This window comes from Nocardia sp. NPDC059229, from assembly GCF_042754165.1.
Lineage (GTDB): Bacteria > Actinomycetota > Actinomycetes > Mycobacteriales > Mycobacteriaceae > Nocardia.
Map to the genome: position 1 here is coordinate 505,439 of NZ_JBHZAK010000002.1, position 18,572 is coordinate 524,010.

An 18,572-nucleotide genomic window follows, 5' to 3' on the forward strand; every position below is an offset into this window, starting at 1 on the left:
CCGGCAACCTCCCGGTTCCCGCAGCAGAACGCCGCGTGGCATTCGGTGGAGACCGCTCCAGCAAATCGTCTCCACCGAATGCCACGCGGCAACGGGCACTGCTCGCGCGAACCTCAGCCGGCGGTGGCCACCGCCGTGGCAGTGACCGCATCGGCGATCCAGGGAACGACCGCCGCGCGCACATCGATCCGCCGGGGCAGCAAGCCATTGGCGGTCAGCAGGTCCGCCGCGCGCTGTTGCTCATCGAGGAACTCCGCGGTCACCGGACCGACGCCGAAGGGCCGGTCACGCAGGGCGGCCTCCCAGGCATCGAGGTCGGCGGTGCCGCCGCGGGCGGCGATATCGTCGACGAAGTACTGTGCGGCCGCGCGCGGGTTCTCGGCGATCCACGCGTCGGATTCCTGCAGGGCGGCGATGATCGCCTCCAGTTCCGCGCGGTGCTGCTCGGCGAATTCGCGGCGGGTGAACCACAGTGACGGGTGGCTGAACACCGACTCGGTGTCGACGAGAGTGTGCAGTTCGGTGGTGGCTTCGAGCGCCGCCAGCGCCGGGTAGGCGCCGACCCAGGCGTCGAGTTCACCGGTGCGCAGCAGGTTTCCACCATCGTGGATATCGGTGTCGACCGGTTCGATATCGGCCCAGCCGAGGCCGGCGCGGTCCAGGGCGAACAGCAGCAGGGTGGTCTGCCAGGAGCCGTGGGCGATGCCCACCCGCTTGCCCTTCAGGTCAGCGACGGTCTCGATGCCGCTCCCGGCCGGGGCGACCAGGCGGCCGTTCTCGATACGCGGGCCGGAGATGCCGACGTAGACGATGTCGCGATCGTTGCCCAGGGCGGTGATCGGCGGGGTGAAGCCGGTGCCGATGAAGTCGTAGCCGCCCTCGGCGAACAGCCAGTCCGAATGCTGGGACGGCAGGGCGGCTTTCACGTCGACAGGTGCGGGCTTGGGCAGTGCCCGCAGATCGACCCATTCCACCTCGGGCAGGGCGCGTTCGAGGATGCCGCGGTGGCGCAGGACGAACAGGGAGTTGTTGTGCGGGAAGTACCCGACGCGGATGCTCATGAAATCTCCTGGTGAATGCGGGTTTTCGGGGATGTGGTCGCGGTGGTCAGCGGGTGGCGGCGAGAGTGGCGGCCGGGCCGGGTACGGTGAGGCGGGAGCGGCCGAGCAGCGGCAGCACCTCCTCACCGACCCGGTACGCCTCTTCCAGGTGCGGGTTCCCGGCCAGGATGAACGCGTCCACGCCCAGGTCGATGAGTTCGTCGAGGCGCTGGGCGACCTGCTCGTAGCTGCCGACCAGGCCGAAGGCCGGTCCGCCGCGAATCAGGCTGAACCCGCACCAGACATTGGGCTGGACCTCCAGATCCCGATAGCCGGTAATGGTTTCGGGGACCCAGCCCTGGATGCGGGCCGCACCCACCGAGTCACCCCGGGCGGCGCGGTTGGCGGCGTCCCGATCGACGAAGGCCCAGCCCTGCTCGATCTCGGCCCAGGCGGCCTCCGCGGTGTGGCGGGCCACGATGTCGATGCGGACGGCGAACTTCGGCGCGCGGCCGGTGCGTTCGGCGTGGGCGCGCACGCCGTCGAATTTGGCGCGCAGGTCGGCGAAGGGCTCGAGCCAGGACAGGTAGTAGTCGGCGTGGCGGCCCGCGGCCTGCACGGCGGCGGGTGAGGAGCCGGAGAAGTACACCTCCGGGAACGGTTGCCCGGCCAGGGCGGGCGGCAGTGCCGCGCCCTCGGTGCGGAAGAAGCGGCCCTCGTGGTCGAGGGGTTCGCCGTCCCATACTCCGCGCAGCACCTCGAGGAATTCGCTGGTGCGAGCGTAGCGGTCGTCGTGGGAAACCTTGTCGCCCCACCACAGTTGGGCCGGTCCCCCGCCGCCGCTGATGATGTTGTAGACCAGCCGCCCGCCGGTAGCGCGCTGCAGGCTGGCCGACATACGCGCGGCCTGCACCGGGTGCAGAAATCCGGGCTGGAAGGCGACCATGAACCGGTAGGTGGTGGTCTCGCGGGCCAGAGCGGCGGCCACCGCCCACGGGTCCTCGGTGATGGGGAACGACGGCAGCAGGCCACCGAGGAACCCGGCCGATTCCGAGGCGCGGGCGACGGCCGCGGCGTGATCGAGGTAGCTGTAGCCGTCGAGTTCGCCCGCACGCACGGCCGGGGCGATATTGCCGGGACCGTAGCCGCCCGCGTGGCCGCGGTTGTAGCGGCGCGGGGTGCGCAGCGAGGCGTGATCGCCCTCCATGCCGATGCGCCAATAGATGTCGATGGTCATGCGGTGGCCTCCTTCAGGGTGCGGCCGGTCGGGTCGGCGAGGAACAGCAGGTGTTCCCCGGCGCGGTAGACCTCCTCGAGGTGCGGGTGCCCGGACAGCACCACGGTGTCGACGCCGGCCGTGGCGTACGCCCGCAATTGCCGTGCCACCTGCTCGTAGCTGCCGACCAAGCCGATGGCCTGCGGGTATCCCAGCTGGGTGAAGCCCGCCCAGCGCCCGTCGCCGAGGTCCAGCGCCTCCGCACCCGGCCCGTCCGGATACAGTTCGCGCCATTGCCTTTCGACCCGGGCCCACGCCTCGGTCTCGGTCTCGCGGGCGATGACGGGCACCTCGACGCCCGCCCGCACAGTGCGCCCGGCCGCGGCGGACAGCGCCCGCAGTTCGGTGAGGGACGCGTCCAGACCCTGCGGCGTCTCGGTGAAGACGTGCACATCGCCGTGCCGTGCCGAAAGTTCCAGCGCTGCGGTCGAATCCCCGCTCAGGTACACCGCCGGGAAGGGCAGGCCGGACAGGATCCCCCGGAATCCGCCGTCGATGACGTCGTAGTACTCCCCCGCGTAGTCGAACCCGGTGCCGCGGAATCCGGCCGCGGGCACCGGGTTCTCGTTCCAGACACCGCGCGCCACGGTGAGGAATTCCGCTGCCCGCGCGTACCGATCGTCCCCGGTGACGCGGTCACCGCGCTGTCGCGCGTCGTCGGCGTCGGTGTCCACCGCGAGCCGCCAGCCCAGTCGCCCCGCCGAGAACCGTTGCAGGGACGCCGAAACCTTCGCCGCGTAGACCGGTGTCCCGAAGCCGGGATGGAAGTCGACGACGACGCGCGCGTGCCGCGTGGCCCGCAGCGCCGCGCCCGCGACGATCCACGACTCTTCGCCCGCCGGGTCGTAGGACGCGAGTACCCCGTCCAGACCGGACAACTCGGCGGCGTGCACCACCTGGTGCAGGTCGTCGAACGGCCCGAACCGCCCGGCCCGGACATCGGTCACGGCAGGATCCACCGAGCGGGCCTCGACGCTCGCCGACCCGCCCACCTCGGCCGAACCAGCGCCGACCACGCCGAGAGCGGGTGCTCGGCCGTTGTCCGGCGCGCCTCCGATAACGTTGCGCCCGGCCCGATTCCGTTCGGCATCGACGGCGGGGATCGGACTGCCGCTCCGGCCGCGGTGTCGCAGCCCGGCATCGGCGCGGCGGCCGTCGCCGCGGCTGGGCAGCCGCCACAGGTATTCGGTCATGCCCGCACCTCCGTGGCGGCGCTGGTCGATTTGCGCGCACCGCGCTTGTGGCGCGCGGCGAGGTCGGCGGGAGCGGTTGAGCGCCCTCGGGGTTCGATCATGCTGCGGCCTGTCCGGCGGCGACGAGGGCGCGCGCCTGTTCGAGGGGTTCGGGGGCGATCCAGGAGCCGAGGTCGAAGTCGGCGGCGAGGAAGCCGTGGGTGTAGAGGAACTGCTGCTGGACGGCGAGCAGCTCGAGGCGCTCGCCGGACAGCGACGGGTGCAGGCCGATGTTGAAGTCCGTGCCGTAGGCGGCGGTGACACCCTCGGGGCCGGACAGGGTTTCGCGTTGTAGCACCTCGGCGGCGTCGTCGCGGTGGGTGGTGGCCCAGTCGGCGGCGCGCAGGGTCTGGGTGAGGAAGCCGATCACCACGTCGGGGCGGGTGTCGAGCAGGTGCTGGTGGACGGTCAGCGGGCGGGGTGTGCCGTTGTTGACGCGTAGCCGCTTGGACTCGGTGACGTCGAGGTCGACCGCGACCCGCAGCCCGTGTTGCTGGGCGACCTCCTGTGCGCGTGCGCCTTTGACGTAGATGGCGTCCACGGTGCCGTCGAGCAGCTCCGCCACACCCCAGGTGAGGCTCCGGTCGCGCTGCTGGATCTCGGTGCGCACCTGGGGATTCGATTCCACGCCGAGCTCGATGACGCGCACGTCGGCCAGCGTCAGGCCGCCCAGGCGCAGGGCACTGGCGAAGCCGTGCAGCGCCATCGCACGCGGGAAGCTGCGCGCTCGGTCCCGCGCCCAGGCCGGAATGCCGACGCGCAGCCCGGCCAGCTCGGCGGCGGAGGTGACCGGCGAATCCGGGCCCACCACAATGGCTTGCGCCTCGTCGATCCAGGTCAGGCCGATGAGCCGGGTCGGCGAGCCCTGGGCGCGGGCGGCCAGGGCGGGCACATTGCCGCCCTCGCGGATGAGGCCGGGCAGATCGTGGTCGAAGTGGCGGATCGCGAGTTCGGGTGCGGCGTCCTGGAGGACGCCGAAGGCCAGTCCGTTGCGTTCGGCGGTGGCGCCGAGCCAGCCGAGGCTGTGGGCGAGCCCGCTGGCGGTGGGGACCGGGCAGCGGGTGTACCAGAGGGTGTCGGTCATGAAGTGCTCCTGGGGTTTTCGGTGTCCGGACGGTCGACGCCGAGCTGGGTGAGGAAGGCGGACCGGTGGCGCAGGGCGGCCGGATCGGTGCGTTCGCGCGGCCGTGGCAGGTCGATGGCCTGATCCACGGCGAAACGGCCGCGGTCGAGGATGAGCACCCGATCGGCCAGCCGTACCGCCTCGTCCACGTCGTGGGTGACCATGAGCACGGCCGGGCGGTGGCGGGCCACCAGGTCGCCGACCAGGTCCTGCATGCGCAGGCGGGTGAGGGCGTCGAGTGCGGCGAACGGCTCGTCGAGCAGCAGCAGATCGGGCTCGCGGACGAGCGCCCGGGCCAGGGCGGCCCGCTGGGCCTCCCCGCCGGAGAGCGTGGCGGGCCATTGGCGGGCCTTGCCCGCGAGCTGCACCTCGGCCAGCGCGCGCAGCCCGGCGTCGCGCGTCGCACGCGAACGGCGCTGCCCGATGGTCACATTCGCCAGCACCCGCTTGGACGGGACCAGGCGCGGCTCCTGGTAGACGGTGGTGCGGGCGGGCGGGACCAGCACCTCGCCGGCGTCGGGCCGCTCGAGTCCGGTCAGCAGGCGCAGCAGGGTGGTCTTGCCGGTGCCGCTGGGGCCCAGCAGCACCACGAACTCGCCGCGGCGGATGGTCAGGTCGACACCGTCGAGGATCACCTTCTCGCCGAAGGCTTTCCGCAGTCCGGTGATCGAGACCGCCAGTGACGACGCGGTGTCGGGTGCGGTGGTCGTCGCGTGCGGTGTCGTCATCGCAGGGCCACCTGTCGCCGCCACGGCATGGCCAGCCGTTCGACCAGCCGCACCGCGCCGTCGAAGACCAGTCCGAGCAGCGCGTACAGGACCACGCACAGCACCATGTAGTCGGTGCGGTTGTATTCCTGGGCGAGGGTCACCAGATAGCCGACGCCCTCGGTGGTGCCCACCTGTTCGGCGGCGATGAGGCCGGTGATGCTGATGGACAGGCACACTCGCAGGGCCATGAGCACCCCCGGCAGCGCGGCGGGCAGGATCACCTCGGCGACCAGCCGGACTCCGGTGAGCCCGAAGCCGCGCGCGGCCTCCACCATCTTGCGGTCCACATTGCGGACGCCGAGGTAGGTGTAGGCGTACATCGGGGCCACCGTCGCGACGGCGATCAGCAGTACCTTGTACAGCTCGTCGATGCCGAACCAGGCGATGAACAAGGGCACCAGCGCCAGGAACGGCACCGCGCGCACGATCTGCAGGGTCGAATCCACCAGTTCCTCACCGAGACTGGACAATCCGGCCAGCAGGCCCAGCGCCATCCCGACCGTCACACCGAGCGCGACGCCGAGCGCGGCGCGCGTGAACGACGCCAGCGCGAAATCCGTCAGCTGGCCGCTGCGGGCCAGCTCGAGCAGCGCCGACCACACCTTGGGCGGACCGGCGAGTACCTGCGGCGACAATGCCCCGGTGGCCGACCCGATCCACCAGGCGGCGATGATCAGCGCGGGCAGCACGAATCGCAGCGGCAGCGAAACCCATGCGGGCCTGCGCCGTTCGACCCGCGCCCGGGGCGGAGCCAATCCGGATCGATCCGCGCCCGGGTCCGGGGCGGCCGCGGTCGCACGTCCAGCCGCGTTGTCACCGATCGCGTCCGAGGCGGGATCGGCTGCGGCCGAACGGTTCTCATTCTCGGTCGTGCCGGGCGGGTCGTCGTCGATACCCGAGGCCCGCTGCGGGGCGGGCGCGGCGGAAGTGGCCATGTCAGCGTCCCGGCTGCAGCCCGGCCAGCTGGTCCGGGGTGAGTTTGGACTTCAGGTCGTAGAAGATGTCGGCGGCGGTGATGTCGCGGGAGATGACGCCGTTGTCGCGGAAGAGCTTGACGATGGTGGCGAGGTCCGCGGCGTCGCTGTCGGTCGGGAGGTGCGGCACGGTCGCATCGCCGCCCAGGCGGATGGCGTCGGTCAGGCGCGGGCCGCTCAGCGCACGGGGGCCGGTCTTGTCGAAGACGTTCTGGAAGTCGGCGGGATTGCCACGCTGCTGGGTGGTGAGCTGCTGCACCGTCTGCAGGAATTTCGCGGCGATGTCGGGGTGCTTGTCGGCGACCTCGGTGCGGAACACGAACACCGTGTTGTCCTTGGACCCGATGGACTGCTCGGTGGCGATCTCGACGCCGCCGTTGGCCTTGGCCTCCTGATAGGGCACCAGGAACGAGGCCCACGCGTCGACCTTGCCGGTGGCGAATGCGGTGGCGGCGTCCTTCTGCTGCAAGGGGACTCGCGTCACCCTGTCGGCGGGCACCGCGGCCTGTGCGAGGGCCTGCAGCAGGATGTACTCGCCCTTGCCCGCCGGATTCACCGCGACCCGCTTGCCGGCCAGATCGGCGACGGAGTGGATGCCCGAGTTCGGGGCGGCCAGGATGCCGCTCTGATCCTTGCCCGCCGGATCGGAGACCGACACGATGCGCACGGCGACATCCTTGGACAGCGCGCCTACGACGGGACTGAAGGCAGCGTCGGAGACGTCGAGCTCCCTGGTGTTGAACAGCTTCAACATGGAACTGAAACCCGGTGTGGTGGTGACCCATTCGACGCGGGCGTGCAGTGGTGCGAGCGCCTTGTCGAAGGTTCCGTCGCGTTTGCCGACGGCCAATGGCCCGGCATTGCCCGGGTCGACGACCTTGAGCACCACCTCACCGGAACCGGTGTCGGTCGAGCCGGAGCCACACGCGGCGAGCAGGGCGACGACGGGAGCCAGGACGAGGGCGTGACGCCAACGGTGTGGCCGGCGCGTGCGGAACATGGTGGGCACCTCTTCGATTCGGAACGGTCCAGCGATGCCCTGGGACAGTAGGGATCCCACGCGACCGGAGCGAGGTAATCCATTCCGAGGATTGGAAGGGTTGACAGGCCTCCATCGAAGGCCTTATGGCCATTCGCCTTTCGTCTTTCCACATAGTGGAAAGCTCGGGTCTACCGGACCGGCGCGCCGTGCTACCGTCCCAACCGTGGAAGCCTCCGGAGTGCAGACCGTCGCCCGTGCCTTGTCGGTCCTCGACTGCTTCCGCGACGGTGCGGAGCGCGGCGTCTCGGAGGTCGCACGACAGCAGGGACTGGCGGTCAGCACCACCCACCGGCTGCTCACCGTGCTGGTGCAGGCCGGATTCCTGGACAAGAGCGAGGATTCCGGCCGCTACCGCATGGGCGGCGCACTGGCCGGGTACGGTCAGATCGCCTATCGCCAGCACCGCATCTACCTCGCCGAACCCGCGCTCGAACAGCTCGCCGCGACCACCGGTGCGAGCGTCTCGATCGCCTTGCGCCACAGCATCCACGCCGTGTTGCTGGCCACCAGCCGCTGGCGCGACACCGACGGCCACCGGCTCCAGGGCGTCCGGCTGCCGCTGCATGCCAGCGCGCTCGGCAAGACCCTGCTGGCATGGAACGATGCCGGCGACGCCGAGCTGGCCGCGCTGCCCTACGACGAGGGCACCGCCCGATCCGTCTCCACCCCGGCCGAACTCCGGCGCGAGCTGGTCCGCACCCGCGAACGCGGCTACGCCTACAACGACGAGGAGCTCGATCCGGGCTTCCGCACGCTGGCCGTCCCCATCCTGACGCCCGGCGCGCCCTGCCGGTTCGCGCTGGGGCTGCGCGGAACGACCACGCTCATGATTCCCGAACGGCTCCCGTTCCTGGTCGATCTGGCCAAGATCACCGCCGCCGACATCGCCGCCCGTTTCGCCGCCGCCGACTGACCCGGATGCACCGATCCATCTGGCAATCAATGAATTTCATTCGAGTTCCGATTGGTGGAGGGCGGGCGCGGCTGACACGATGGGCGGCATGCGGGAACAGCGACTCGGGAATGGTTTGACGGTGTCGGCGATCGGCCTGGGGTGCATGGGGTTCTCCCAGGGGTACGGGGCAGCCGACGACGCGGAGTCCGCCGCGGCCATCCGGGACGCGGTGGCGGCGGGAATCACCGTGTTCGATACGGCGATGAGCTATGGGCGCGGGCACAACGAGCGGCTGGTCGGGCAGGCGCTGGCGGGGACGAACGCCCTGGTGGCCACCAAGTTCGGGATCGTGCGGACCGAGACCGGCGTGGGACTCGACGGCAGGCCCGAGCATGTGCGCGGGTACTGCGAGGAATCGCTGCAGCGGCTCGGGCGCGAGGCGATCGACCTGTACTACCTGCACCGGATCGACCCTGAGGTGCCGGTGGCCGAGACCGTCGGAGCCATGGCGGAATTGGTGAAGGCCGGCAAGGTGCGGCACCTGGGCATCTCCGAGGCCACCGCGCAGCAACTGCGGGAGGCGGTGGCGGAGCATCCGATCGCGGCGGTGCAGTTCGAGTGGTCGATGCTGTGGCGCGCGCCCGAGCGGGATATCGTCCCGGTGGCACGCGAACTCGGGGTCGGGATCGTGCCCTACAGTCCACTCGGGCGCGGATTGCTCACTGCCACACTGGATTCGGCAACGGTCGCCGACAGCGACTTCCGGCGCAACGACCCGCGCTTCCAGGGCGAGCATCTCGACGAGAACCTCGCACAGGTGGCGGCGCTGCGGGACCTGGCCGCACGCCTGGGCATCTCGGCCGGGCAACTGGCGCTGGCCTGGCTGCTGGCCCAGGGACCGGACATCATGCCGATTCCCGGCAGCCGCCGTGCGGCGCGCATTCTGGAGAATGCCGCGGCCGCCGCGGTCGAGCTCAGTGCCGAGGATCTCGCCGAGCTCGACAAGCTGGTCCCGCCCGAAGGCTGGTCGGGTGACCGCACCTCCTTCGCGGTCCCCTCGACCACGCGCAACCCCTAGTCGGCTCCGGCCGGCCGGTACAGCAGCGTCATCAGGCTCAAACCGGCCAGGCCGCCGAGGATCTGGGCCGTGGCGAACGCGGGCACCGAGGCTGGGGCGATGCCGGTGAAGGAGTCGGAGAGCATGCGGCCCACGGTGAGTGCGGGGTTGGCGAAGGAACCCGAACTGGTGAACCAGATGGCCGAGCCGAGGTAGGCGGCCACGGCTGCGGCGCTCGCACCGCGGCCGTGGCGGGCGGCGGCGAAGCCCACGGCGATCAAGCCTGCGGCGGCGAGGATTTCGCCGAGCAGGTGGCCGCCGGTGACGCGATGGTGGGTCGCGATCTGCAGTGGAGTGCGGTCGAACATGGCGTTGGCCAGCAGTGCGCCGACGATCGCGCCCGCGCACTGTGCGGCCACATAGGCTCCCAGTTCCCGGGTACCGAGCCCGGTCCGCTGCCGCCGTCCGCCCAGCCAATCCGCCAGTGACACCACGGGATTGAAGTGGGCGCCCGAGATCGGGCCGAACGCCAGGATCAGCACGGCCACGCCGAAGGCGCTGGCGGTGGAGTTCTCCAGCAGCTGCAGTCCGAGATCGCCGGGTGAGAGCTGTTCGGCCGCGATCCCGGAGCCGATCACGACCGCCGCCAGCGCCGCGGTTCCGGCGAACTCGGCCACCGAGCGCCGCCCCAGCGACAGTCCGGCCTCGGCGGGCACGGTGTCGGGGGCGGGATCGATCAGCGGACGGTCGCGGTTCGGCACCCGGACACAGTGACAGACCGGCGCTTGCGCAGGACCGCGTCGCCGCAAGATATCTCGTATATCAGGCGCGGCCGGGTTCCGCGATCAATCGACCCCGCCGTCGCCCACCTCGGGCAGACCCTCGGTGACGCGCAGGCGATCGGCCATGGCGGTCAGCAGGTTCTGGGACTCCTCGCTCAGATCGAAGGCCCGCGTGGACAGTTTGCGCAGGCCGTGGAACTGCAGCCGGGCGATCAATTCCGAGTCCCGGTCGGCAGCGGTGGTGTAGGCGTCGTCGGCGAAATAGGCCGACCGGACCCGGAAGAAGCGGGCCAGCGCGGCGATCGTCTCGCGGGAGGGATCGGTGCGCACGCCCGAGCGCAGCTGGCTCAGATAGGGCTTGGAGATGGGGTGGCCCCACGCGGTCAGCTGGGCGGCCACCTCGGAATTGGTGTGCGGGCGCTCGCCCGGGGCATGCACGACCTCGAAGAGCCTGTTGAGCCGGGCCGCGAATCCGGACGCGGGCGCGGGGACGGTGGTCGGGGTGGCGTCCAGTTCGGCGGCGCGGTGCGGGATGCGGGCGTAGAGCCGTTGCAGCGCGGGCGCGTTCAGCGAGGACCGCTCGAGCAGCTCGGCGACGCGGGCCACCGGGTCCGGGGCGTGGTCGGGGCTCATTCGGCCGCCTCCTTACCGTCGAGGCCGGTCATCCAGCCCTGGTCGCCTTTCAGTCGGGCCCAGCGCTGTTCGACCGCCTTCACGGACGTGAAGTCGAACAGGTGCTGGATCTCACGAGCGGTCAGGCCCATGGCCTTGCCCCACACCAGCCCGCGGTCGCGGTCGCCGAGCCCGGCCAGGCGGCTGCGGAAGGCCAGCCGGTCCACCACCGCACCGGCCACGTCCTCGGTGGCGGCCAGCACCTCCATCAGGTCCGGGCCGTCCTCGGTCACGATGGCCACCGAGGCCGCGGCCTGGAACCGATAGAGGTCGCCGGTGCGGCGGCTGCGGCGGAAGTGCTCGACGAAGGCCAGTACACACGCGCCGATGAAGTAGCTGCCCAGGCCGAGGCCGCCGTCGGCATTCCAGCCGTCGCCGTCGCGGGCATTGCGGCGGAAGCGCTCCAGCGCGCGGGTGATGGTCTCCTGCACGAAGTCCTCGGCGAAGCGGGTCTCCACCAGCAGTCGTTCCTGCGCGGTCGGGCGCAGCGGCATGCGCTTCTGCTCGGCCACCGAGAAAATCCAGCCGGTGCGCACCCACGGCCCCAGCACCGCCAATGCGTGGCGAACCAGACTGTCCGCCAGCAGTTTCCAGGTCGGGCCCTCGAATCCGGCCTTGCGGACCAGCTCGAACAGCTCGTGCTCGGCCGCGTATCTCTCGGGATCGGTCATGTCGTCGGTGTCCTCACCCAGCACCTCCTGATCTCTGATGAACACGTTATAGGCGTGGCAAACCCGCCGCCCCTCTTTCAGCTAATGACCAGTATCCGCGAGCGTGTAAATCGTTCCTTGACAGACGCTTTCACGTAAAGGCAGCATTTACATATGACTGATCCCCGACACCGAGACCCCGCCGACGAACGCGTGGTCCTGGCAAAACTGTTGTCCACCAATGCCGAATTCGTCGCCGAGGTGCTGCGGCCCGGCGACGGCAAGCCCGCGCCGTCGGTCATGGCGGCGCTGCGCGCGGCCCGCAGCCTCGACGGCGTCGTCGACGATGTGCTGCGCTCCCTGGTCCGCCAGGCCCGCGAGGAGGGCCGCACCTGGGCCGAGATCGGCGAAATCTTCGGCACCTCACGCCAAGCCGCGTTCCAGCGCTTCGGCGGGCCCACCGCGGGCATCCAGATCCCGCCGGTGCCGCCCATGCCCGAGATGCCACAGCTGCCGCCCATGCCGGAGCCGCCCGACTGGGCGAGAATGCCCGGCATGCCGCAGATTCCGGGCCGGCCCTTCGGCGGGCCCGGGAAACCGGGCGGTCCGGACCACCCGCAGCATCGCGGCCCCGGCCGGCCGGGCTGGGGCCCGAATCCGCACGGCGACCAGCCCGCCGAGTGAGCGTCCTCGCCGTGTCCGCCACCGAGACCCCGCGCGCCCGGTGTGACCGGGCGCGCCGGCGACTGCTCGCGGCCGCCCGGCAGCGCTACGCCGAGGATCGGCTGGCCGACGCCGTCTCCGCCGGGACGCGCCAGGTGGTGGTGTTCGGCACGGCACTGGACACGTTCGCCGCCCACAATCCCTATCCCGGCCTCCACGTCTACCGAGCCACCGCCGAGGATTTCGGAAGCAGCGCGGCGACAACCGATTTCGGCCGGTCCCACCCCGCCGCGTCGCGCAACGACGCGGCGTCCGGGGCCCGCGTCGCGGAAATCCCGCGACACACACCGGGATTCCGTCCCGAGCAGTCCGCGTTCGTCATCGTCCTCGCGGATCCGCGCTCCGAGGATCCGGGCACTCGGGCAGGAGTCGGCGAGGCGGCGGCGCGCGAGGCGGCCGACTTTGCCCGGCGCGCATCGGGATTCGATGGTCTCCATGGAGTGCCGGGCATGCGGCGGCGTCGTATCGGCGGCGGAAGCCTCGGCTCCGGTGGCGTCACCCACTGCCAGGACCGGGCGGTCGAGTCGGTATTGCGGATGCTGTCGGAGTGCCCCGGCGGTGCCGAGATCGTCTTCGATATGCCGCCGGAGGCTTCGACCGGTATCGAACGGCTGTTGCGCGACACCGGGTGGGTGGTTTTGGCGGATCTGACCGCGGGCGCGTTAGCCTCCCGCTATCTCGACGTCGCGCCCGGACCGGACTATTCGGTCGAACCTCGGGTTGTGTGGGCGCGCGTCGGCAATAATGCCGGACGCCTGCCCGATTCGCTGCCCGCCGAATGAGGAGCCCATGCGCACGCACTCCCGCCGCCATGCCGTTGCCATCCTGGCCGCCGCCAGCGTCTTGCTCGCGACCGGCGCTCCGGCCGGTGCGGCGCCCGCGGCAGCGGACCTGCCCGCACTGGGCGCCGACTTCCACTGGGGTGTGGCCGCGGCGGGGTTCCAGAACGAAGGCCATGCACCCGACAGCAATTGGCGCCGGTATGTGGACACCCACCCGGATTACGACCGCTACGGCGACAGCGTCGACTTCTACGACCGGTATGCCTCCGATATCGCGCTGGCCGCGAATCTGGGCGTCGACACCTACCGGCTCAGTATCGAATGGGCGCGGGTGCAGCCGCAGCCGGGGGTGTGGGACGAGGACGGATTCGCCTTCTACGACAGGGTGATCGCGGCCATCCGGGCCGCCGGGATGCGGCCGATGATCACCCTCGACCACTGGGTGTACCCGGGATGGGAAGCCGATCGCGGCGGGTGGGCGAATCCGGGCATGGTCGAGGACTGGCTGGCGAACATGCGCACGGTGGTCGACCGCTACGCCGGCGACGATCCGATGTGGGTCACCATCAACGAGCCCTTCGCCTACCTCATGAACGAGGTCCGCAACGGCGGGCTGCCCGCCGCCGACGTGCCGGCCATGCAGGCGCGACTCGCGCAGGCACACAACAGCATCTACGACTACATCCACGCCCGCCAGGCCGACGCCATGGTGACCAGCAATGTCGCCTACGTGCCCGCCGCGGACCCGATCGTCAACGGCGCCATGCTCGATGCGATCGCGGCCAAGCTGGATTTCGTCGGCATCGACTACTACTACGGTCTGTCGCCCGACACGGCCGCCGAGTACACCAACTTCGCCTCGTCGGCGCTGTGGAAGCTGCCGCTACAGGCCGACGGCCTGTATTACACGCTGCGTCACTTCGCCCACCGCTTCCCCGGCAAGCCGCTCTACATCGTGGAGAACGGCATGCCCACCGAGAACGGCGCACCCCGCGCCGACGGCTACACCCGCGCCGACGACCTGCGCGACACCGTCTACTGGCTGCAGCGAGCCAGGGCCGACGGTATGAACGTCATCGGCTACAACTACTGGAGCCTCACCGACAACTACGAGTGGGGTTCCTACACACCACGTTTCGGCCTCTACACGGTGGATGTGCGCACCGATCCGAGCCTGACGCGCCGCCCCACCGACGCCGTGGACGCCTACCGCGCCATCACCCACGACTCCGGCGTGCCCGCCGGCTACCTGCCGACCCGCCCGCCCGCGTCCTGCTCGCTGGTGGACGCCCTCGACAGCTGCGCCGACCCGGTCACCCTGCCCCGTTGACTCCGCAGCACGCTCGGCAGCCGACCGGTTGCACCGGACCGTGACTCCCCCTCGTGGAACTGCTTGGGCCACAGGCCGGTACGACACGAAGCAGTAGCCGTCCATCGCCCGCCACCGACACCGCAGATCGCGCACAGGCAGGTAAAGTGGCTGGTGACGGCTCCGAACGGGTTTTCCGGACCGGAAGACCGGACACCGATCGGGGCTCGGGGAGACCGGTCGCACAGCGCGACACGCCCGCCGCTGCCCCGAAATTCAGTTAACCGGCAGCTACGCTCCGATTCGGGACATTCCGACCACGTCCCGGAGGAGGAGCCCCGATGCGCAGACGACTGCACCGCCTCGTCCTGGCCGGGCTCGCGGCCGCCGCGATGCTGCTCCCGGTGGCGAGTATCGCCCACGCCACCCCGGCCACACCCCCGCCCGCGGCCGCGGCCGGCACGCGCGGCAGCCTGGGCCCGGACTTCCTGTGGGGCGTGGCCGCATCGGGATTCCAGTCCGAGGGGCATGCGCCCGACAGCAACTGGATGCACTACATCGACGCCAATCCCGGCTGGGACCGCTACCGCGACTCCATCGACTTCCGCTCCCGCTACCCCGGCGACATCGCCCTGGCCGCGAGCCTGGGGTCGAAGGTGTTCCGCATCGGCATCGAATGGGCGCGGCTGCAGCCCGAGCCCGGGGTCTGGGACGAGGACGGGTTCGCCTTCTACGACCGGCTCGTCGACGACATCGTGGCCAACGGCATGGAACCCATGCTGACACTGGACCATTGGGTGTATCCGGGCTGGGAGGCCGAGCGCGGCGGCTGGCGCAATCCGGGCATGGTGGACGACTGGCTGGCCAATGCCCGCAAGGTGGTCGACCGCTACGCCTCACGAAATCCGGTGTGGGTCACGGTGAACGAGCCGGTCGCCTACATCATGCACGAGGTGCGCCAGAACGATACCGACGCCGACCAGATGCTCGACAAGGTCGCCCAGGTGCACAACCAGATCTACGACTACATCCACCAGGTGCAGCCCAAGGCGATGGTCACCAGCAACGTCGGGTACGTGGCCGGTTCGGAGTCGCAGGTCAACGGCCCGCTCATGGACCGCATCGGCGACAAGCTCGACTTCATCGGCGTGGACTACTACTTCGGCCTCGAGCCGCCCAAGACCAATGCCGTCAACCTGCCCGACGGTTCGGCCGCACCGCCGCCCGGGATGTGGGAGCTGCCCATCCGGCCCGAGGGCATCTACTATGCGCTGCAACACTATTCGCAGAAATTCCCGGGCAAGCCGCTGTGGGTGGTGGAGAACGGGATGCCCACCGAGAACGGCGCACCCCGCGCCGACGGCTACACCCGCTCGGATCACCTGCGCGACACCGTCTACTGGCTGCAGCGTGCCAAGGCCGACGGCATGAACCTCGTCGGTTACAACTACTGGAGTCTCACCGACAACTACGAGTGGGGTTCCTACACACCACGTTTCGGCCTCTACACCGTCGACGTGCTCACCGATCCGAGCCTGACCCGCAAGCCCACCGACGCCGTGGGCACCTATCGCCAGATCATCACCGCGGGCGGCGTGCCCGCCGGCTACGAGCCGGTGCGCTTCCCCTCGGACTGCCACCTGGTGGATCCGCCCGCCAGCTGCGACTCCCCCGTCACCGTCCCCAGCGTGGCCCCGGCCCCCGCGCCCTGACACAGCCGCCGCGGCGGGGTTCAGCGGTCGAGTTCACGCACCGCGCGTTCGATCTCCTCCACCAGGGTGACCCCGCCGACCTCCCGGGCCGCGGCCCGGAACCGGTCGCGGAAACGATCGAGATCCAGGTCGACGCCCTCGCCGCTGTACTCCGCACCCGCGGCCTCGCGGATGACGCGGATCATCTCGTCGGCCAGGGTGGCGATATGGGCGCGGATCAGCTTGCGCAGCACGCCCGACAGGGCGATGTCGGTGCCGACGTCGTAGAGGATGAGCGCTCCGGTGAGCATGGCCGGTTCGGGCACCCGCCAGCGCTCGCCGGCGCGCTCGAGGTAGCCCGCATCGAGCAGATCGTCGAGGATCTCGGGGCGGCGATCGCCGAGCAATTCGGTCAGGGCCTCGTCGTCGAGGACGGTGCCGGTGTCGGCCTCGGCGCTGTAGCGCGGATCGAAGACCTCACGCCAGTCACCGTCGCCGGGTACCTCGGCCTCGAACACCTCGCGGATCGCGTCCAGACGCAGCCCGCGCGCCTGCATGGCGGTGATGGCGTGCAGCCGTTCGAGGTGTTCGGGACCGTAGACGGCTTCCTTGCCGGCCCGGCCGGGCCTGGGCAGCACGCCGACCGAGTGGTAGTACCGGATGGTGCGGGCGGCCACTCCGCTGAGTTCGGCGAGTTGCAGACGGCTGTATCGATCCACCCGAACAGCATAGATACCGCTACCGGCGAACGTTGACAGTTACAACTGTCCGCATTAGCGTAACCGCCGCCACACTGTCGACGACGACAAGGGAGAATCCATGACCCAACGCGACACCGATTTCGACGTGCTGATCGTCGGGTCAGGATTCGGCGGCAGTGTGAGCGCACTGCGCCTCACCGAGAAGGGTTACACCGTCGGTGTGCTCGAGGCCGGTCAGCGATTCGCCGACGACCAGCTCCCCGACACCAGCTGGGACCTGCGCAAGTTCCTGTGGGCGCCGAAGCTGGGCTGCTTCGGGATTCAGCGCATCCACCCGCTGCGCGATGTCCTCATCCTCGCGGGCGCGGGCGTGGGCGGCGGCTCACTGAACTACGCCAACACCCTCTACGTGCCCCCGGCCCCGTTCTTCCAGGACCCGCAGTGGCGCGAGATCACCGACTGGCACGACGAACTCATGCCCTACTACGACCAGGCCCGCAAGATGCTCGGCGTGGTCACCAACCCGCACATGACCCCCGCCGACGAGGTGTTCAAGCAGGTCGCCGAGGACATGGGGGTGGGCGACACCTTCGTGCAGACCCCGGTCGGCGTGTTCTTCGGCGAGGCCGGCAAGACCGTGCCCGACCCGTTCTTCGGCGGCGCGGGCCCGGACCGCACCGGCTGCATCGAATGCGGCGAGTGCATGACCGGCTGCCGCCACAACGCCAAGAACACCCTGGTCAAGAACTACCTGTACCTGGCGGAAAAGGGTGGCGCGCAGGTCTTCCCGATGACCACGGTCACCACCGTGCGCCCGCTGCCCGACGGCACCTGGGACGTGGAGACCGAGCGCACCGGCGCCTGGCTGCGCAAACAGCCCAAGACCTACACCGCCAAGCACGTGGTGCTGGCCGCCGGCACCCGCGGCACCCAGCAGCTGCTGTTCGCCATGCGTGACAAGGGCGTGCTGCCGCAGCTCTCGGCGCGGCTGGGCGTGCTGACCCGCACCAACTCCGAGTCCATCGTGGGCGCGGCCACCCGCAAGGTGAACCCGGATGTGGACTTCACCCGCGGCGTGGCCATCACCTCCTCCATCCATCCCACCCCCGACACCCACATCGAGCCGGTCCGCTACGGCAAGGGCTCGAACTCGATGGGCCTGCTGCAGACGCTCATGGTCGACGGCGGCGGCAAGATCCCGCGCTGGCTGCGGTTCCTGTGGACGGTGCTGCTGCACCCGCTGACGCTGCTGCAGTTCCTGTCGGTGCGCAACTGGAGCGAGCGCACCATCATCTCGCTGGTCATGCAGCATCTGGACAACTCCATCACCACCTACACCAAGCGGGGCCTGTTCGGGCGCAAGCTGACCTCCAAACAGGGTCACGGCGAACCGAATCCGACCTGGATCCCGGTCGGCAACCAGGTCACCCGCGCCGTCGCGGACAAGATCGGCGGTGTCGCCGGCGGTTCCTGGGGTGAGGTGTTCAATATCCCGCTGACCGCCCACTTCCTGGGCGGCGCGGCGATCGGCGCGGACGCCGACCACGGTGTCATCGACCCCTACCACCGCGTCTACGGCTATCCGACCCTGAGCGTGGTCGACGGCGCGGCGGTCTCGGCGAACCTGGGCGTGAACCCGTCGCTGACCATCACCGCGCAGGCCGAGCGCGCGGCGGCGCTGTGGCCCAACAAGGGCGAGGCCGACACCCGCCCGTCGCAGGCCGCGGGCTACGCCCGCATTGCACCCGTTGCACCGGTGCAGCCGATGGTCCCGGCGACCGCCCCGGCGGCGCTGGTGCTGCCCATCGTCGAGATCCGCAGCGGCGGGACCGAATCCACCCCCGCCTGATCCA

18 protein-coding genes are annotated in these 18,572 nt (G+C 70.3%); 7 read left to right on the forward strand and 11 right to left on the reverse strand.

The window, feature by feature from the left end:
* Window positions 1–113: 113 nt before the first annotated feature.
* From ACFXHE_RS08650 to ACFXHE_RS08680, 7 genes are all read right to left on the reverse strand, one after another.
* The gene (locus tag ACFXHE_RS08650; protein ID WP_379381243.1) at window positions 114–1,061 is read right to left on the reverse strand and encodes an ABC transporter substrate-binding protein; all 948 of its coding nucleotides are present in this window, start codon (window positions 1,059–1,061) and stop codon (window positions 114–116) included.
* Between the two features lie 46 nt (window positions 1,062–1,107).
* On the reverse strand, window positions 1,108–2,277 hold the full coding sequence (locus ACFXHE_RS08655) for an LLM class flavin-dependent oxidoreductase (protein ID WP_379381245.1): 1,170 nt from the start codon (window positions 2,275–2,277) through the stop codon (window positions 1,108–1,110).
* Entirely contained in the window at window positions 2,274–3,509 is a 1,236-nt protein-coding gene (locus ACFXHE_RS08660) for an LLM class flavin-dependent oxidoreductase (RefSeq protein WP_379381246.1), read from the reverse strand. Before ACFXHE_RS08660 ends, ACFXHE_RS08655 begins: the two co-directional genes overlap by 4 nt.
* Before the next feature lie 97 nt (window positions 3,510–3,606).
* Window positions 3,607–4,632: an ABC transporter substrate-binding protein gene (locus tag ACFXHE_RS08665; protein ID WP_379381248.1), complete on the reverse strand. Its 1,026-nt coding sequence runs from the start codon at window positions 4,630–4,632 to the stop codon at window positions 3,607–3,609.
* Window positions 4,629–5,399: an ABC transporter ATP-binding protein gene (locus ACFXHE_RS08670; protein ID WP_379381250.1), complete on the reverse strand. Its 771-nt coding sequence runs from the start codon at window positions 5,397–5,399 to the stop codon at window positions 4,629–4,631. Before ACFXHE_RS08670 ends, ACFXHE_RS08665 begins: the two co-directional genes overlap by 4 nt.
* Entirely contained in the window at window positions 5,396–6,376 is a 981-nt protein-coding gene (locus ACFXHE_RS08675; protein ID WP_379381252.1) for an ABC transporter permease, read from the reverse strand. The genes ACFXHE_RS08670 and ACFXHE_RS08675 overlap by 4 nt, the downstream gene beginning before the upstream one ends.
* A gap of 1 nt (window position 6,377) precedes the next feature.
* A complete protein-coding gene (locus ACFXHE_RS08680) occupies window positions 6,378–7,415 on the reverse strand; it encodes an NrtA/SsuA/CpmA family ABC transporter substrate-binding protein (RefSeq protein ID WP_379381254.1) in 1,038 nt (345 codons plus the stop codon).
* Window positions 7,416–7,620: 205 nt separating this feature from the next.
* On the opposite strand from ACFXHE_RS08680, the gene ACFXHE_RS08685 reads away from it, so the two are divergent.
* Window positions 7,621–8,370, forward strand: coding sequence for an IclR family transcriptional regulator (locus tag ACFXHE_RS08685; protein ID WP_379381256.1), 750 nt, complete (start codon window positions 7,621–7,623; stop codon window positions 8,368–8,370).
* 88 nt (window positions 8,371–8,458) lie between these two features.
* Window positions 8,459–9,430 (forward strand): aldo/keto reductase, encoded by a 972-nt coding sequence (locus tag ACFXHE_RS08690; protein ID WP_379381258.1) that lies wholly within the window; start codon window positions 8,459–8,461, stop codon window positions 9,428–9,430.
* Here the strand turns inward: ACFXHE_RS08690 and ACFXHE_RS08695 are convergent.
* From ACFXHE_RS08695 to ACFXHE_RS08705, 3 genes are all read right to left on the reverse strand, one after another.
* Window positions 9,427–10,170, reverse strand: coding sequence for an aquaporin (locus ACFXHE_RS08695; RefSeq protein ID WP_379381260.1), 744 nt, complete (start codon window positions 10,168–10,170; stop codon window positions 9,427–9,429). The genes ACFXHE_RS08690 and ACFXHE_RS08695 overlap by 4 nt on opposite strands.
* A gap of 84 nt (window positions 10,171–10,254) precedes the next feature.
* Entirely contained in the window at window positions 10,255–10,704 is a 450-nt protein-coding gene (locus tag ACFXHE_RS08700) for a helix-turn-helix domain-containing protein (RefSeq protein WP_379381407.1), read from the reverse strand.
* A gap of 116 nt (window positions 10,705–10,820) precedes the next feature.
* Window positions 10,821–11,579: an RNA polymerase sigma factor gene (locus tag ACFXHE_RS08705; protein WP_379381262.1), complete on the reverse strand. Its 759-nt coding sequence runs from the start codon at window positions 11,577–11,579 to the stop codon at window positions 10,821–10,823.
* Window positions 11,580–11,687: 108 nt separating this feature from the next.
* On the opposite strand from ACFXHE_RS08705, the gene ACFXHE_RS08710 reads away from it, so the two are divergent.
* The 4 genes from ACFXHE_RS08710 (at window position 11,688) to ACFXHE_RS08725 (ending at window position 16,039) form a co-directional block, all read left to right on the forward strand.
* Complete coding sequence (locus tag ACFXHE_RS08710) at window positions 11,688–12,197, forward strand: hypothetical protein (RefSeq protein WP_379381263.1); 510 nt, start codon at window positions 11,688–11,690, stop codon at window positions 12,195–12,197.
* Between the two features lie 11 nt (window positions 12,198–12,208).
* The gene (locus ACFXHE_RS08715; protein ID WP_379381265.1) at window positions 12,209–13,018 is read left to right on the forward strand and encodes a class I SAM-dependent methyltransferase; all 810 of its coding nucleotides are present in this window, start codon (window positions 12,209–12,211) and stop codon (window positions 13,016–13,018) included.
* Window positions 13,019–13,025: 7 nt separating this feature from the next.
* Window positions 13,026–14,348: a glycoside hydrolase family 1 protein gene (locus ACFXHE_RS08720; RefSeq protein WP_379381267.1), complete on the forward strand. Its 1,323-nt coding sequence runs from the start codon at window positions 13,026–13,028 to the stop codon at window positions 14,346–14,348.
* A gap of 320 nt (window positions 14,349–14,668) precedes the next feature.
* Complete coding sequence (locus tag ACFXHE_RS08725) at window positions 14,669–16,039, forward strand: family 1 glycosylhydrolase (RefSeq protein ID WP_379381269.1); 1,371 nt, start codon at window positions 14,669–14,671, stop codon at window positions 16,037–16,039.
* 20 nt (window positions 16,040–16,059) lie between these two features.
* On the opposite strand, the gene ACFXHE_RS08730 is transcribed toward ACFXHE_RS08725, so the two are convergent.
* Window positions 16,060–16,737, reverse strand: coding sequence for a MerR family transcriptional regulator (locus tag ACFXHE_RS08730; RefSeq protein WP_379381271.1), 678 nt, complete (start codon window positions 16,735–16,737; stop codon window positions 16,060–16,062).
* A 100-nt stretch (window positions 16,738–16,837) separates the two neighbouring features.
* Here ACFXHE_RS08730 and ACFXHE_RS08735 point away from each other — a divergent pair, with 100 nt between their 5' ends.
* Entirely contained in the window at window positions 16,838–18,568 is a 1,731-nt protein-coding gene (locus tag ACFXHE_RS08735) for a GMC oxidoreductase (protein WP_379381273.1), read from the forward strand.
* The last annotated feature ends 4 nt before the right edge of the window (window positions 18,569–18,572 follow it).

Coding starts and splice junctions, on each gene's coding strand:
- ACFXHE_RS08650 (WP_379381243.1), bottom strand. CDS start 1,061: ATGAGCATCCGCGTCGGGTACTTCCCGCACAACAACTCCCTGTTCGTC.
- ACFXHE_RS08655 (WP_379381245.1), bottom strand. CDS start 2,277: ATGACCATCGACATCTATTGGCGCATCGGCATGGAGGGCGATCACGCC.
- ACFXHE_RS08660 (WP_379381246.1), bottom strand. CDS start 3,509: ATGACCGAATACCTGTGGCGGCTGCCCAGCCGCGGCGACGGCCGCCGC.
- ACFXHE_RS08665 (WP_379381248.1), bottom strand. CDS start 4,632: ATGACCGACACCCTCTGGTACACCCGCTGCCCGGTCCCCACCGCCAGC.
- ACFXHE_RS08670 (WP_379381250.1), bottom strand. CDS start 5,399: ATGACGACACCGCACGCGACGACCACCGCACCCGACACCGCGTCGTCA.
- ACFXHE_RS08675 (WP_379381252.1), bottom strand. CDS start 6,376: ATGGCCACTTCCGCCGCGCCCGCCCCGCAGCGGGCCTCGGGTATCGAC.
- ACFXHE_RS08680 (WP_379381254.1), bottom strand. CDS start 7,415: ATGTTCCGCACGCGCCGGCCACACCGTTGGCGTCACGCCCTCGTCCTG.
- ACFXHE_RS08690 (WP_379381258.1), top strand. CDS start 8,459: ATGCGGGAACAGCGACTCGGGAATGGTTTGACGGTGTCGGCGATCGGC.
- ACFXHE_RS08710 (WP_379381263.1), top strand. CDS start 11,688: ATGACTGATCCCCGACACCGAGACCCCGCCGACGAACGCGTGGTCCTG.
- ACFXHE_RS08720 (WP_379381267.1), top strand. CDS start 13,026: ATGCGCACGCACTCCCGCCGCCATGCCGTTGCCATCCTGGCCGCCGCC.
- ACFXHE_RS08725 (WP_379381269.1), top strand. CDS start 14,669: ATGCGCAGACGACTGCACCGCCTCGTCCTGGCCGGGCTCGCGGCCGCC.
- ACFXHE_RS08735 (WP_379381273.1), top strand. CDS start 16,838: ATGACCCAACGCGACACCGATTTCGACGTGCTGATCGTCGGGTCAGGA.